The organism is Priestia filamentosa (assembly GCF_900177535.1).
Taxonomy (GTDB): domain Bacteria; phylum Bacillota; class Bacilli; order Bacillales; family Bacillaceae_H; genus Bacillus_I; species Bacillus_I filamentosa.
In genome coordinates, this window is record NZ_FXAJ01000013.1 from 17,672 (window position 1) to 32,894 (window position 15,223).

A 15,223-nucleotide genomic window follows, 5' to 3' on the forward strand; every position below is an offset into this window, starting at 1 on the left:
TGATGTGTTATGAAATAATAAGTAACCAAATATATAAACCAACGAGTGTAATAAACAATGTTGGGATGGTTAAGATGATGCCTGTTTTAAAGTAGGTTCCCCAAGAAATCTTAACTCCTTTAGTAGAAAGAACATGCAGCCATAAAAGTGTGGCTAGAGAACCAATTGGCGTAATTTTTGGTCCTAAATCCGAACCGATTACATTCGCGTAAATTAAGGCTTCTTTAATAGTCCCTGTTGCAGAAGTAGCATCAATAGCCAAGGCGTCAATCATGACCGTTGGCATGTTATTCATAATGGATGATAAGATAGCTGCAATGAAACCCATACCCATCGTGGCTGCAAACAATCCATGATCAGCTGTTGCTTGAATGACACTAGCTAGCACTTCTGTTAAACCAACATTTCGTAGTCCATAGACCACCACATACATACCAATAGAGAAGAAAACAATGGCCCATGGAGCTCCCTTTAATACCTTTTTCGTTTGAACAGCTGAACTTTTTCTAGCCATTAGTAAGAATAGGATGGCAATAATACCAGCGATAATAGAAACCGGTATGCTAAAGAATTCTCCAATCAAGTAGCCTAGTACTAAAACTATAAGCACAATTCTGGATAGTCGGAACATCTTCTCATCTTTGATGGCATCACGTGGTCTTTGTAAATCGGCTACGTTGTAGGTCTTTGGTATATTTCTACGGAAGTAAATATACAACACGATGATGCTAGCGAACAGAGCAAATAAGTCCGGTACAATCATATGTGAAGCAAACTCAGAGAAACTAATTCCGAAGAAGTCAGCTGATACAATATTTACTAAGTTACTGACCACAAGGGGTAATGAGGTGGTATCGGCAATAAAACCACTTGCAATAATAAAAGGAAAGACCATATGATCTTCAAATTTTAAGGCTCGTACCATAGCTAGTACAATCGGTGTTAGAATCAATGCTGCTCCGTCGTTTGCAAATAATGCAGCCACTACAGCTCCAAGAAGAGAAACATAAACAAACATTCGAACACCATTACCACCAGCAGCTCTCGCCATATGCAAGGCTGCCCATTCAAAGAAACCAATTTCATCTAAAATTAAAGAAATAATGATAACAGCAATAAAAGTTAAGGTAGCATTCCAGACAATAGAGGTTACATCCACTACGTCACCGAAATCCACTACTCCTACAATAAGAGCAAGAATGGCTCCTCCGCAGGCTGACCATCCGATAGAAAGATTTTTTGGTTGCCATATGACTAAGATAAGTGTCACAAGAAAAATCAATGATGCCAATATAACTGATGTCAATGTACAAACCTCCAATTAATCACAACAAATACGTAATCCTTGTTTTTCTAACTCGTTTAAACGTTCATGCTGAGTTGGTAGCGATTCAAGGATGTTAGAAACGAACCCATAATATTGATGTTCTTTATTGAGAGAATAAAATATCCACTTTCCTCTTCGATGCTCTTTTACAATTTTGGCATCCTTTAATTTTCGTAAATGCTGACTAATAGCAGGCTGGCTCGTTTTATATATCTCTACCAGTTCACAAACACAACATTCATGCGTTTCTAGAAGTTTCACCATAGATAAGCGAGTCTTATCCCCTAACAGCTTTAATATTTGTGCTGCTTTTTCAATTTCAATTGTAGTCTTTACATCCATGAATTGTCCTCCCAACATTAACGTTAATTAACATATAATTATATTATTATATGTTAATGGTATATAATATAACGATTTTTTTTACTATTTGCAACTCCAAAAATAAATTCACCTAACCTATATCTTTTATTAAGATTAGCCATATGAAAAGCCTCTAAAAAGATTTTTTAGAGACTTTAATTCACTATGTAAGAATTTTCTCCATGGCCATAACATCTACATACTTATTATCTAGTTTTCCTTGTTCTTGAAATACCCCTACTTCACGAAATCCTATACCCTTATATAAGCTTTGACCGGCCTGATTAAATGGAAAGGTGAATAGAACCAACTTATGAAAATCAGATTTTTTCGCTCTATCTTCTAGGTCCTTTAATAATGCTTTTCCAATTCCTTTTCCACGTTGCTTTCTCTGGATATAGACGGATAAGTCAGCCACACCATTATAGGCACAACGGTGAGAATAGGGATTTAGAGAAGCCCATCCTGCTATGGATTCTTCTACCTCTGCTACAATGACTTCATACCGTTCTGAACGTTCAAAGAGCCATTGTCTAATATAGGTTATATCTTTTGTTTCTAACTCTAACGTAGCTATGCGATCCACAATGCCTTCGTTATAAATCTTCAATATACTCTCCATATCTTTTTCTCTGGCTTCACGAATTATCACTTTATAAACCCCTTTCTGAGACTTTTTGTATCATTTTATTAAAGAAGGAAACGATTATCTTGCTTTTCCTTAGCAACTTCATTAACCTATTCATATCAATAATTAAGGGAATGGACTTGAAATAATTCTAAAGGAGAACGTATTTATGGTCGTGAATCGTGCTGGAAATTTATCCGTTGAATATTTTCAATCTTATTTTAAATTACTTATGAATACACGCAATTTCAATGTCGTACAAGCTAAAGAATTTATTTTTAAGCGCTTCTTTAATGAGGATTGTAAGGCCCTTGGAAATCATACTTATCAGAATTTCGAGAAAGCGTATCTATCATTAAAAAGTGAATGATTTCAATTGGAGTAAGTTTAGTGTTATAAATGAAAAGACAGAGTCATATTACTGACTCTGTCTCTTTGTATTAACTTATTTCTTTTACTACTGTTTCCATCTGAGGCTTAGTAGCAAAACTTATTAGACTTCCGTTAACGACTACTGCTGGAGTCGCATACTTAAGAATATCGTCCTCACTTACATGTTTAAATCCTCTTTTTCTCATTAACTCACTTAATTTCTTCTTAGCCATAACTCGATCCATTGAGATGTCATAGTTATAGAGATGAACATTGACAGTCTTATCAAAGTGTTCTTTTAATCGTTCCTTTAATTCTAGGCTTTCCTCATAAAAATTTTCACTGTCTTCACAACAACTAGAGCCGGGCTCCATTTCTGCATCCATGTCACAGCACTCGTCTTGGTTACCTAGAACACTAGGGAAGATTTCAATTAAGATTGATGAATTCATTTATTTTCCTCCTTACAATACTTCGTATAAACGATGAACTGGCTTTGGTGGAAGTGGACTAAAGCATTCGTTATATGTGGCATTCCACTCCGTATTAAATTCTTTATTCAGGGATTCAATAGCATCTGCGACTACTAGGTTAAGAACAGCTGGGGATGCTTCAATGCGAATGTTTAGAACCACCCTAAATTCTGTATGCTCTTTTGTGTTTTTCTCCGTAAATGTTGGTTCATCCCCGGTGTGTACCATGCTCGCTTTTACAAATCCGTCTTCAAAACCTACATGAACTTTTAGATGAGCTATAGCCATCTTCTCTCTTAAGAAATGATCGTTTAGCTTACTTAGAAAAGACTTAGTCCATTCATGTGGATTTACTTTTTCTTTACCACTTAGATCACCTAGGATATTCATCCAGGCTAATTGTGCTTCCCCTTCTGCATATTGTTCATAATCAATATCGAGAACCTTATCTCCTCCTAAGTCGGTCGTCAGCCACGTCTGAGTTAAGGTATCAAGATGATCTCCTCTTTCAGCAGAGATAGTTTGAATAATAGCTTGAGGATAACGTTGTTGTAGATAACTATATAATTTTTCAACTTCTTCAGGAGAATAACGATCTAATTTATTTAGAGCGATAATATCTCCTTCTGCTAACTGTTTTTCAAATATATAACTTACTGATTGGGAAAAAGAAGGTCTTTCCTCCGTAGCATTTAACTCATGTATAAGTCGAGCAGGATCTACGACAATAGTTAAAGGTGCAGTTGTGAATTGGTCTGAGTAGTACTGTTTTAAAGGTTGGATAACCGTTGCTGCTAAATCAGTACAGCTCCCTACAGCTTCAGCGATAATCACATCTGGTTGCTTTTCTTCTAATAATATATTTAGATTCTTATATAAATCGTCAAACTGGCAACAGAAGCAGCCTCCTGTTACTTCCTTAGCATTTAGCCCACTTCTACGAGCAAGTTCTGTATCAATTAATTCTTTTCCTTGGTCATTGGTTACAATCGCTACACGATATCCTTCTTCTTCAAGTTTTAAAGCTGAATTAATCATAGTAGTTGTTTTACCGGCACCGAGGAATCCCCCGAGTAATACTAATTTAGCAGTTTTCATCTTTATTCTTCCTCCCCATTTTTATTCTTCTTCATGAAGTAAGGTATAGATTAAAGCAGCACTAAGGGAGCCTAGTATAGTAGCCACCAAGTAAATCCAAAGGCTATTGAATTCACCTGAAACCATGGCTGGTCCGAATGACCGAGCAGGGTTCATCGATGCTCCACTAATAGGTCCTCCAAACATGGCTTCTAGCGCTACGGTTGCTCCAATAGCTAGTCCTGCAAAGGATTTAACAGCTTTACCGTGAACGGCAGATGTTAAAATAACCATCATCAATATAAAAGTTAAGACGTATTCTAGAATAAAACTCTGTAACCAAGATCCACTAGGAATGGTTGAACCGAGGTTTGAAACATTACCAAACATGATTAATAAGGTCGTACTTGAAGCTAAAGCTGCTATTAATTGCGTCAGAATATAAGTCATGGCTTCTTTTTTCGTAATTTCGCCTAAGAAAAGAAAGGCAACTGTTACAGCAGGATTGAAATGTGCTCCAGAGATATGGCCAAAAGAATAAATTAAAGCTAGGACCACTAATCCAAAGGTTAAAGCTACACCAACATGCGTTAAACTATTTGTAAGGGAGTTCACCATAATAGCACCCGTACCTGCGAATATAAGAAAGTAAGTACCAATAAACTCAGCTATAATTTTCTTTCTAATATTAGTGTAAGTATCGATACTAGTTAGTGTACTAGGCTGATTGACGGAAGCAGCTACCAAAGGTTTTTGAGCCATTCTTCTCTCCCTCCCCTTAGCACTTCAAACAGCAGCGTTTGAAGATTCCTTCTTCTGCTGGTGTTAACATTTCAAAATAGAGTTCATCTAATTTAGGGTCTGGATGTTTCCAGTCATAATGAAATTCATGCTCTTCCAAATCCAGCTTTTTAATAGAATCTTTATGTAATAGTGGAGAGCCTTTATATAAATACAACCTAGTTTCGTATTGAATTGGATCTACAATATCCCCTAATTGATTATCTTCTATGAAAGATCGGAACGTAGTAAGATCTTCAAATTTGGTCCAAGGGTTAAACATGATAAAGGTTGGATTAAGTTTGATATCTACCTCCCTCAAATAACGAATAGCTTCTTCGATGTCCTTTACACTTGTGTCTTTAGCTACCGCATCAAGTACTTCTTCAGAAGGGAATTCTAAAGCTGAAGTAATGAACTTGACTCCTAAGTCCTTCATTTCTAATAAAGTCTCTTTGTTTTCTAAAATGTGATCTACCCGAGTAGTGAAATCGTACGTAAGTTGAGGGAATTCTTGGTGTAGTTTTCTTAAGATTTTAATACCATGATATTTAGCGTTAAAGAAATCAGCATCTATAAAGGTAAGATGAGTCATGCCGCCTTCTACCAAATTTCTTACATCCTGTAATACAATTTCTTCTGGTACAAGGATGACTTTTCCGCCATAGGCAGCAAAGACAGAACAGTACAGGCATTTATGATGACAACCTCTTGCAATCTCTGTTGAGCCTACTATTTCTTCTGACTCTAAAAGATGGTTAATCTGTTTTTGAGGATATTTATATAATGGTGGTAATAAATGTCTTGAAGGGATATCTAGGTGATTTCGGGACATATGAGGAGGGATAACCTCTCCTTTTACAGCTTGTTCAGCACTCAATACTCCAGGAAGTTTATCTTGTTTGTCACCAGAAAGATGCTTAGCTAGTAAAGTTAATGGTTGTTCCCACTCGCCGCAGATACAGGAATCGCTATATTTACCAGCTAACCGATTGGCATTAATCGTGGCATGTTGGCCAAAGAATGTGATGTGAGCCTTTGGGTTTTTATCAGCCACAAGTTTTGCCATTTCAATTCCTGCATGTACAGCATCAAATAATGGAACAGATATCGCGACTAAATCTTTACCTGAAATTTTTTCTTCTACAATTCCTTCTACATAGGTGTCTAATATAGATACATCAAATCCCGCCTTTATTAAAGGGGTAGCTGCTGTAGCAATCGTATTAGGTTGAAAACCACCTTCGAAGGTTGAAATCAGTAAGATATTCATTCTACATCCTCCTAAGTTTTAAAGTTTAAGGCCAAACTGGATCCATGAATAACATAACAGTTGCCACTGTGATTAATGCATACACAGCTTTATTCTTATAATAAAGTTTCATTTTTTGTTCCCCTCCCATAATTAAATTCCATCTAAAGATTGTTAATATCGAATGATTCCAAAGCTTCTTTAATGCTGATTACCTTTTACTTAAAGAGATAAAGACAGACTATTAGATAGCACTTCATTTCTTATTCTAGGTTATAAGCTTCACACCCTTTTAATAACATTAGTTAACATTTGTTTGTTTATTGTTAAAATGTTTAATTTGTTAAGTAAATAGTAATGGACAAGGAAAAGTTTGTCAACATATTCTGAACATTTAATTAAATATTTACATTTTGTTCAAAATTGTTAATAATAGAGTTAGATAATACTGAATAAAAAGTTAAAGAGAGAAGATTGGGTGGGGTGACCAAATGTTAGGTCAACGCATAAAGGAATTAAGAAAAGAAAAAAAGTTAACACAACAAGAATTATCTAAAGGCATCATAACTCGAAGCTATCTAAGCCAGATTGAACAGGGACTAGTTCAACCATCTTTTGATATATTAGAAAAATTGAGCCTTAAACTAGATTGTTCAGTTGATACTTTCTTTAAAACGATAGAAAATAAGGATTTATTATTATCACAAGTTAAGAAAGAAATTAAAACAGCTGAAAATCAAATAGAATCTAATTCTTATGAAAAAGTAGAAGGTTTTATTCAAAAGAAGGATTATTTAGTTCATAAAGAATTAAATTCCTATGATAGAGGAATTTTATTGTGGGTTCATGGTAAGTACTATGAGCATAAAAAGGATTACAATCACTCTCTGGCCTTTTTCGAAGAGAGCATAACAGAGTTAGAGAGTAGTAAACATACAAATGAAATGTTAAGATCCTTAGATTCGCTAGGCTATGTACATAGTCAAATCAACAATAATGAAATAGCCCTTAACCTTCTTAATAAGGCTTATCGAATTATGATTTACGATCAAATTCAAGGAGTGATACGTGTATCTATCCTTGTTAATCTAGGAATAGTCCATGGCAAATTAAAGGAGTACTACTCAGCAATCAATTTTCTCCAGGAAGCAAGTGACCTAAATGATAAGATGGGTACTTACTATAAGTCTGGTGAAATCTTTATGGCAATGGGAATCTGTAACATGCAATTAAAACGTTATAAGGGAGCAAAAGATGCTTATGAGAGAGCTCTGAACTTTTTTAAGCTTAGTAAGAATAAATACTACCAAGCTGGTACTTATACGAACTTAGGTATTCTCTCCTCCTATAAGAAAGAGTATCACCAAGCAGATCTCTATTTAAGAACAGCCATAAACATTTACAAGAGTGTTGGCTCTAAAGAAAGTGAAATTATGAATGTTCAAGTAGAACTTGCTAGGGTTTACTACTTACAGGAGGAATACGATAAAGCATCTTCTATATGTCATGACGTTTTACAGATGGAAGACGTTAATAAACATACAGCTCAAGCACTTGAGCTTTTAGGGGATATTTGCTTTAAGTTATCGGATATAGAGGATTCATTAAAGCACTATAACAGGGCAAAAGATTTTCTTGTAACGCAGTCGATATCATGTGATCATCTTTGTAAGAAGGTTGCTGACGTATATTTTTCTATAGGAGATTATCAGAAAGCTTCAGATTTCTACAAAGAATGTTTCTAATATAAAAAGACAGTGAGTTGAACCATGCTCACTGTCTTTTTATAATCTCCTCATAAACAGATGGAGAGATTATACGTTTAATTTCTTCATCGTTCACTTGATAATAAGACCATGTACCTCTTTCCAAGCGACGAATAAATCCAGCATCAAATAGTTGTTTTAAATGATAAGAAAGTTTTGACTGAGAAATTTGCAACTTTCCTTGTAACGCAGAGACACTCAATTCTTCATGTTGATACATTTCTCTTATAATTTCCAACCTTATTTTATCACCAAGAGTACGAAGTTTACTCTCATAGTATGTAAGCATTTTTAAGTCTCCAAAGGTTGTTGAATCGTTACATCTAAATACTTTTGTACAGAGTTTGCGACCTCAGTTGAAGAAGTATCTTTATCCCCATGAATAATAAAGTATCCTAAACGATTAAAATTACTTTCTGTTTTTGGAACGGTGTCACCATTTTGGATATACCACTTCTTCTGCTTAATATAAGACGAGTTAAAATCTTTATTAAATACAGCTTTACCGGCCTTATTAGCGAGGAGAAAACGAATAGACGCCGAAGAAGCAATAGGTGAAGATAACGAGAGAGAATCGATTCCTTTACCCAAAGTAACATAGAAAGCTAACGTTTTAAGATCAATGCCAGTAACAGCTTTAGCGAGTTCAGGTATTTCATCGCCTCCAGGTCTCGCATTAATCTCAACTATTTTTGGTCCGTCTTTTGTCAACTTAACTTCTGTATGAGTAACGGCAAAATCTACTCCAATGACATTAAGGCTCTCTTTAACTAACTCTTGAATAGATGCTTCCTCATCACTATTTAACTGAGCTGGAAAATCATGACCCACTTCAATTGAGAAAGGATGAGGTGTCACGATTTTCTTTGTGATACCTAGGATAGTCGTATGACCATGAACCGTGTAAGCTTCAACACTAAATTCAGGTCCACTTAAAAACTCTTCAATAAGGATTTCTGAATCAATAGACTGTCCCACTATATTTTCTGAACTACGTAAAATAGTTTGAACTGCTATTGATACTTCCTCAATATCCTGACACAAATATACATTTCTACTGCCTGAATCATTTGAGGGCTTCACAATGACAGGAAATTTAATATGGTTACTGTTGGCCAATAAATCTTCCTGAGAACTCACAAGTTGATAATGAACTAATCCTACATTGGCTTGGTTTAGTTGGTTTCTCGCTATTTTCTTATTTCTACAAGCCACAGCTGCCTTATAGGGTAATGAGTAATCCAGCTTTAGCATTTCACTTATCTTAGACGCTAATGGAATACGATATTCATTCATAGTAAATACGGAAACGATATTATACTTATCCTTCAACTCTAAACATCTCTCTAATACCATTTCTTCATTATTTAAATCAATTTCAATAGGCATATCAACTTCAAATATTTCAGTTAAAGGGATTTCTTTTCTTAATAAAATAGTTCTATATCCAAACTCTTTTACAATTTTCACTTCATCGTCTCTTGGACTTACCAATATAACAAATGGAGTATTCATTTTCTTCCCCCTTATTGACAGCATGTAGAGGATGAAGTGTTATCCTCAGGCGTTTTAACCTCAAGTGTATTTTTTAATTGTTGAGAACTAACAGCTATAGCAATTGCTGTCACCTGTCCGATTTCTTCATTTGTGAAACCTAACTGTTTTGCTGTTAACACTGCATTTTTTAACGTTTCTTGATCGTTAAGTAAAGTAGCAGAAGTGATAATAGCTACAACCTTTTCTCTTTCTGGAAGAGAGCCTCCTTCAATTGATTCGTTAAAGAATTTATCAAAGTAAGAATTTAAATCTGGATTTAACGCTAACATTCTCAACCTCTCCTTTTAACTTTTTTAACATTTTTTCATTTTAAGTAAAAATGTTTATTTATGTTAATTAGATAATATAATCAATTGTATAATGAGTCAACCAAAAATTCTGAAAAAACATTTGATGTTTTATTGACAAACGAAATAGTTGTATTTTACAATTGTTTCAACAAGCAAATACAAAATATGGTGATAAATAATGAACAACGTAGAAGTAGGAAAAGAATCTTATCAATTTCGTCAAATGCTCCAAATTTTAATTAGACGCTTTGGTTTACTTGAGAAAGAAGGAGCTCAATGCTGTGGAGTTTCCTTAATCCAAAGCCATATCTTATTTGAAGTACAACGTTCAGGCAAACCGTCTTTAAATGAATTATCTTCGTCTCTTGGTCTTGATAACAGTACATTAAGTCGTCATATTCAAGGACTTGTAGAACGAAATTTAGTAAATCGTACACCTTCATCCACCGATCGTAGGTATATTGCTATTACGTTAACTCCTGAGGGAGAACGATATGAAAATGATATTGCGGGTCAAATGAATGTTTACATTCAGGAGATTCTTTCTAATGTTCCTCAAGATAAACGTGGGCAAGTTTTAGAAAGTATTGATTTAATTCTGGAGGCTATGCAAAACAGCAGTTGCTGTTGAGCCCTCCTTTTTTTAAAATCAATAGTTGTATTTTACAACTATTGATAACATACATAGTTTTAACATTCATATACATTAAGAGGGGGGATTTTAATGCCAGAGGTTGTCACTAAAATTCTATTGGAATTTCTATCTCTGAGTAAAAATTTATTGGTCTTATTTGTTGGTATTTCATTCTTAATTAGCTTCATTCAGGCCTACGTGCCGTTTGAAAAACTTGAAAAGTGGATGGGAGGGAAGAACCCTCTTCTAGGAAATCTTGCGGGAGCAATATTAGGGTTTATTACACCTTTCTGTTCTTGTTCTACTATTCCATTACTTGTTACAATGCTCAATCGTAACATACCGTTCCAAGCAGCCATGACTTACTTATTTACCTCACCTTTGTTAGACCCATGGATTTTAGCATTAATGGCTTATATTTATGGTGTAAAAGTTACGATTATTTACACTGTTGCTACCTTTATTTTCTCCATGCTTATCGGCTGGTACCTAGATAAAAACAATTATAAGGAACAGGTTAAAAATGTAATAGTGAAAGGTGCTCTTCCCGAACAGGATCAAGCTAGAAGAAAAGACATTATACTAAACCTCAAAGAATCTATTAAAGAGACCGTAGATCTTATACGATCAGTACTTGTTTATGTATTAATTGGAGCTTTTATAGGAGCTATCATAAAAGAAGCTGTACCAACAAACTTTTTAACCTTTATTTCAGATCAAAATCAGTGGTGGGTAATTCCTTTAGCAGCTATTATAGGCGTTCCCCTCTATATTCGCTTATCAACAATGATGCCCATTGCTCAAGCATTACTTGTAAACGGCTTCCCTCTTGCACCTACTATGGCTTTACTAATCGGAGGTGCAGGCGCAAGTTTACCTGAACTCATTATGCTAAAGAGTATTTTTAGAAAGAAACTGGTTGGGGCATTTGTTGTATCCGTATTTTTAATGGCTACTTTCTCAGGTTATCTATTCTTAATCTTTGAACTTTAAAGGAGGACAATTAATATGGGTTTATTATCAATTTTTAAAGGAAACAAAAAGGAAAAAGACTGTTGCCAAATTGAAATTGTGGAAGTTAAAGAAGAAGAGAATAAGTGTTGTTCAACTCAAACTAGTGAAAATACAAAAAAAGAAAAGGAGTAACTAATTGTGAGATACGAATTAGAGTTTGTGATTCTACAAGAACAATATCTTATTAATAATACCTCGTTAGAAACTCATAAACACGATCAATTATTAGTTAATCCAGGAGTTTATTTACGCATTAAGAATCTTTTAATTAAAAAGTTAGGTTTATTTCAATCAAGGAATGATTGTTGCGCTCCTTGTTGTTAACACCTTTTAAAATAAGAATTAATTCAATAAACATGACATCTGCCTCCTTAGGCAGATGTTTTTTATTAAATTAATCTTAAGTTATACCTAGTAATGTATTTCCCCATTCTAATCTTTAGCTATCAATAAACAAAGGGATCTTTTTTTAAAAAGATAATTTAACAATGACTAGTTAAGTCGGGTAAGTTAGGGGCATCACTGCCCCCTCCTCCCCTAAGAACCGTGCAAGTCCCTTTCAAGACACATCGGCTCAAGCCTCCCATTGCAGGTCCATTTGCTGTCGTATCTTCATCACATACCATAGAGGTAAGTAAAACGCACGCCGACGCTCCAAACGGAGGTATACATAACAGTACGTTTCTTTCGTCAAAAGATAGCCACAACCTTATGTGCCTACGAGAGACCAACGAGAAGTCAGCTCCCTTTCGGGCCTATCATGGGTTTGTCCGCAAGGACGATAGTATCCATCCAGTTATACAGTTTCCTGCTTTTCTGTTCTCTTTCGAGATAATGGCATTCGCTTTCTCTCGTATCCTTTACCCTCTATCACATTGTTTGACTTTGCAGTCATCCTACTGTTTACACAGATAACAAAGGGCTTACCAAGTTCCGCATCTTATAGATACGACGAGGTTAGGTGGGTTCTTTACTCCGGGCAAGATGCGGGACGCATCACAGCAGCATTATGAATCTGCTTTTCCTCTTGCCAATACCCAGGCAACTCTGTGCACTATCCTGAGCTAACATTTACGAAGCTTACAAACCTTCACTAATGTTCACCATACTCATCTTCCCCTAGCAGTGTTCCGAGTCGTGCACTGACTCTCTGTTTCCGCATTTCCGCATGCAACCCACGAACCCGTTACCAGGCCCGCAGTTTTGGACGGGGATAGTTTTTGCGTCTAAACCAGTGGCGTGAGCCACACTATATAAAAGCGACTTCTTGTCGCACCATAATGAATGTTATCGGAAATGAAAAAAAGTTAGGCCCTCTTTAGGTACACAATTCTTTCTAAGTAAAATAAAAAAGGACATCTAAACAATTAGGTGCCCTTCTAAGTTATATGATGACTTTAAGTCAGCAATTTTAATAAGTCCTAGTTTTAGAAAATAATTCCAAAGGATCTATATCTGAAATACCTATGCAACTTTCCTCAACGCCTCTTCTTTCAGCGCTTGTAGGAAACCGTCTAAATCTTTTAAAGAACTCATTATTAAACTCTGTAACCCTTAATAGTTCGCACCCTGTAAATATCCTTCTGACTTAATCAAATCGATTAGGACAAACATTCCGATTACAATTCATAAAGGGGGAAGAATCATTACCTTTCTTTTTACCCATTAGTCATTCCTCCTTTCATAAGTAATATATGTACAATAAAAAGCTTGTCCTAATTAAAGAATCTAAAAAAGGGAAAATGTGATATTTGATTAAATGTATACCTATACAAACCTAGTTAACTCTTCAACCTCTTTAAAGAGGTTTATTTTGTCCTAGTTTTTTAAACTAGGACAAAATAAAAAGACCCCCTTAGAATGGGAGTCTTAAATTTTTAATAAGACCTGGTTTTAGAAAACCTTCTAAAACTAGAAAACGAATAAAATATACACCTTACTGGCAATACGATTTAAAGATTAGCACCATTCTTTTCTTTAGATTGTTTATTAACAAAGAAGCTAAAGAAAATACTCGTAATTAAATAGTATAATCCTAAAATCGATAAAGAATCTGTTAAAACCATCCATATATCATTACCTTGGATAACAAAGCGCCATAAGAAAAAGCTAATCATAAAAATTATTGGGAATAATAGAAAATATCCCAAAAAGTATAATTTTTCTTTTGCCATTGTAATCATCCTTACTTTGGGTACTTTACCTTATGTTTACACTATACCATAAAGGTTTTTGTTTGAAATAGAATCATCCATTTCAATAGTATTACTAGCCCAAGGGCCAACACCTTCTAAACATTTAGCAGAATAATAAGTCAAAAATGCTGCTAAACCAATCACATTTCCACCCACACCAATTTTAATTAAGAGCTTCGCTGCTTCTTTATATGCTTTCTGTTCTAAATAAGCCCATAAACCTCCAGTCATAGCTACTTCAATAATAGCTACTCCAAAATGGTCTTTTAAAGAATCTATCATACAACCTTTCCAAGTTTTTTTAGCTGCTAATGGTTGTACAGAATTAGTTTCTGTAGTTGTTGTTTCTACAAGTTCACAGCTGGAAGATTCAATTTCTTGCTGAAGCATTTTAAGTTCTTCTACTTCACCAAATCTATCTTCTAATTTATCAAAATGAAATCCTACTACATTATTTTCTGAATCATAAATCGCAGCTTCTTCCATTAGGAATTCAAGATCCTCTGCTAATTCATCTACTTGTTCATTTTCTTCACTCTTCGACATTGATACTGCACTAGCTGAAGGCCCTACAGATAAAAAAACTAACATTAAAGCTAGTAGAGATAAAAACCCCTTTTTAAACGCTTTTTCCATTATAATACTTCACTTCCAAATTATATATATATTAAGTGTAACATATACAAATAAGTTAATTAAAGGGTGATTCTTGAATTAAAAATTATTGTCCTTTCTTTTAAATATAAAAAGGAGGTATACTTAGTAATTTTTTTACCTCATCAGGTATCGAGAGTGAGGCTGGGGTGGTGGGGCTAGCCCCACGGTCTTACTATTGTCAGCTTATATAGAATAAGAGAAATCATTTAGGACGGATGATGGGGCGGTTTTGCAGTCTAAATATGTATAAACTATACATCCCTAGTTTACATAATACATCTTATAGACACCAAAAAAGGCTTTAATTTTTCTTAAAGCCTTTCTACCTTTACTTTTCTTGCTTAAAGTCTCGTTTTATATTCCAAAATATCTGCTTAAAATCATCATAAAAGCACATTGTTAGGAGTCCCAATATTGTAACACCGGCTGACAGGGAACCTAAATCTAGGAAAAGTCCCACAAACACTAATATAATGCCTAGGTAAAAACCAGGATCTGATAAATCGTTTCCTATTTTCTTTTTTTCGTCAATTGCTATTTTTTTTTGAAATGACGAATCACCTTTAATCAGTTCATCAAGTGTAACTTTATACAATTCACTCAATCTAATTAAGTTATCAATATCAGGGTAGCCCTTATTTGTTTCCCATTTATAGACGGCTTGTCTTGATACATTCATTTGTTGGGCCAGTTCTTCACGACTCATATTATACTGCTCTCTCAAATTTTTTAACTGTTCACCTAAATTCATCTTTTCACCTCTCACTTCCACTTTATAACAATAGGGAGAAGATGACTATAAACTATTGGTGAAAATACGTAAACTGATGGTTTACAA

Annotated in this window: 18 protein-coding genes; 5 read left to right on the forward strand and 13 right to left on the reverse strand. The window is 34.8% G+C overall.

Features of this window, described 5'->3' with window-relative positions:
• Positions 1-7 precede the first annotated feature (7 nt).
• The 3 genes from B9N79_RS23935 to B9N79_RS23945 all read right to left on the reverse strand — a co-directional run bounded on the left by B9N79_RS23935 (position 8) and on the right by B9N79_RS23945 (position 2,342).
• On the reverse strand, positions 8-1,306 hold the full coding sequence (locus B9N79_RS23935) for an arsenic transporter (RefSeq protein WP_085119273.1): 1,299 nt from the start codon (positions 1,304-1,306) through the stop codon (positions 8-10).
• A 15-nt stretch (positions 1,307-1,321) separates the two neighbouring features.
• Complete coding sequence (locus B9N79_RS23940) at positions 1,322-1,669, reverse strand: ArsR/SmtB family transcription factor (protein ID WP_046218319.1); 348 nt, start codon at positions 1,667-1,669, stop codon at positions 1,322-1,324.
• A gap of 184 nt (positions 1,670-1,853) precedes the next feature.
• Positions 1,854-2,342 carry an arsinothricin resistance N-acetyltransferase ArsN1 family A gene (locus tag B9N79_RS23945; RefSeq protein WP_239695536.1) on the reverse strand — a complete coding sequence of 163 codons (489 nt, stop codon included), beginning with the start codon at positions 2,340-2,342 and terminating at the stop codon, positions 1,854-1,856.
• Positions 2,343-2,487: 145 nt separating this feature from the next.
• On the opposite strand from B9N79_RS23945, the gene B9N79_RS23950 reads away from it, so the two are divergent.
• On the forward strand, positions 2,488-2,688 hold the full coding sequence (locus B9N79_RS23950) for a hypothetical protein (protein WP_046218318.1): 201 nt from the start codon (positions 2,488-2,490) through the stop codon (positions 2,686-2,688).
• 70 nt (positions 2,689-2,758) lie between these two features.
• On the opposite strand, the gene vcpD is transcribed toward B9N79_RS23950, so the two are convergent.
• From vcpD to arsL, 4 genes are read right to left on the reverse strand one after another with little or no spacing between them, the layout of a single operon-like run.
• Entirely contained in the window at positions 2,759-3,142 is a 384-nt protein-coding gene (gene vcpD, locus B9N79_RS23955) for an ArsD-related vicinal cysteine protein VcpD (protein WP_046218317.1), read from the reverse strand.
• 12 nt (positions 3,143-3,154) lie between these two features.
• Positions 3,155-4,261 carry a GTP-binding protein gene (locus B9N79_RS23960; protein ID WP_046218316.1) on the reverse strand — a complete coding sequence of 369 codons (1,107 nt, stop codon included), beginning with the start codon at positions 4,259-4,261 and terminating at the stop codon, positions 3,155-3,157.
• Positions 4,262-4,282: 21 nt separating this feature from the next.
• Complete coding sequence (locus B9N79_RS23965; protein WP_193399809.1) at positions 4,283-5,002, reverse strand: MIP family channel protein; 720 nt, start codon at positions 5,000-5,002, stop codon at positions 4,283-4,285.
• A gap of 16 nt (positions 5,003-5,018) precedes the next feature.
• Positions 5,019-6,293 (reverse strand): arsinothricin biosynthesis radical SAM protein ArsL, encoded by a 1,275-nt coding sequence (arsL, locus tag B9N79_RS23970; RefSeq protein ID WP_046218315.1) that lies wholly within the window; start codon positions 6,291-6,293, stop codon positions 5,019-5,021.
• Positions 6,294-6,763: 470 nt separating this feature from the next.
• Here arsL and B9N79_RS23975 point away from each other — a divergent pair, with 470 nt between their 5' ends.
• Entirely contained in the window at positions 6,764-8,017 is a 1,254-nt protein-coding gene (locus B9N79_RS23975; RefSeq protein WP_046218314.1) for a tetratricopeptide repeat protein, read from the forward strand.
• Positions 8,018-8,045: 28 nt separating this feature from the next.
• Here B9N79_RS23975 and B9N79_RS23980 read toward each other — a convergent pair whose 3' ends face one another.
• Genes B9N79_RS23980 through B9N79_RS23990 form a run of 3 tightly spaced genes read right to left on the reverse strand, consistent with a single transcriptional unit; the run spans position 8,046 to position 9,864 of the window.
• Positions 8,046-8,327: an ArsR/SmtB family transcription factor gene (locus B9N79_RS23980; RefSeq protein WP_046218313.1), complete on the reverse strand. Its 282-nt coding sequence runs from the start codon at positions 8,325-8,327 to the stop codon at positions 8,046-8,048.
• A gap of 2 nt (positions 8,328-8,329) precedes the next feature.
• Entirely contained in the window at positions 8,330-9,553 is a 1,224-nt protein-coding gene (locus B9N79_RS23985) for an ATP-grasp domain-containing protein (RefSeq protein ID WP_046218312.1), read from the reverse strand.
• 11 nt (positions 9,554-9,564) lie between these two features.
• The gene (locus B9N79_RS23990; protein WP_046218311.1) at positions 9,565-9,864 is read right to left on the reverse strand and encodes a carboxymuconolactone decarboxylase family protein; all 300 of its coding nucleotides are present in this window, start codon (positions 9,862-9,864) and stop codon (positions 9,565-9,567) included.
• Between the two features lie 199 nt (positions 9,865-10,063).
• Between B9N79_RS23990 and B9N79_RS23995 the strand changes: the two genes are divergently transcribed.
• The 3 genes from B9N79_RS23995 (at position 10,064) to B9N79_RS26320 (ending at position 11,665) form a co-directional block, all read left to right on the forward strand.
• The gene (locus B9N79_RS23995; RefSeq protein ID WP_046218310.1) at positions 10,064-10,516 is read left to right on the forward strand and encodes a MarR family winged helix-turn-helix transcriptional regulator; all 453 of its coding nucleotides are present in this window, start codon (positions 10,064-10,066) and stop codon (positions 10,514-10,516) included.
• A gap of 93 nt (positions 10,517-10,609) precedes the next feature.
• Complete coding sequence (locus B9N79_RS24000) at positions 10,610-11,512, forward strand: permease (protein WP_046218309.1); 903 nt, start codon at positions 10,610-10,612, stop codon at positions 11,510-11,512.
• Positions 11,513-11,527: 15 nt separating this feature from the next.
• A complete protein-coding gene (locus B9N79_RS26320; protein ID WP_167555151.1) occupies positions 11,528-11,665 on the forward strand; it encodes a hypothetical protein in 138 nt (45 codons plus the stop codon).
• Positions 11,666-13,485: 1,820 nt separating this feature from the next.
• On the opposite strand, the gene B9N79_RS24010 is transcribed toward B9N79_RS26320, so the two are convergent.
• The 3 genes from B9N79_RS24010 to B9N79_RS24020 form a co-directional block, all read right to left on the reverse strand.
• Positions 13,486-13,707: a hypothetical protein gene (locus tag B9N79_RS24010; RefSeq protein ID WP_046218308.1), complete on the reverse strand. Its 222-nt coding sequence runs from the start codon at positions 13,705-13,707 to the stop codon at positions 13,486-13,488.
• 36 nt (positions 13,708-13,743) lie between these two features.
• Positions 13,744-14,364: a hypothetical protein gene (locus B9N79_RS24015; protein ID WP_063592755.1), complete on the reverse strand. Its 621-nt coding sequence runs from the start codon at positions 14,362-14,364 to the stop codon at positions 13,744-13,746.
• 349 nt (positions 14,365-14,713) lie between these two features.
• Complete coding sequence (locus tag B9N79_RS24020) at positions 14,714-15,136, reverse strand: helix-turn-helix domain-containing protein (RefSeq protein WP_046218307.1); 423 nt, start codon at positions 15,134-15,136, stop codon at positions 14,714-14,716.
• Positions 15,137-15,223: the final 87 nt, after the last annotated feature.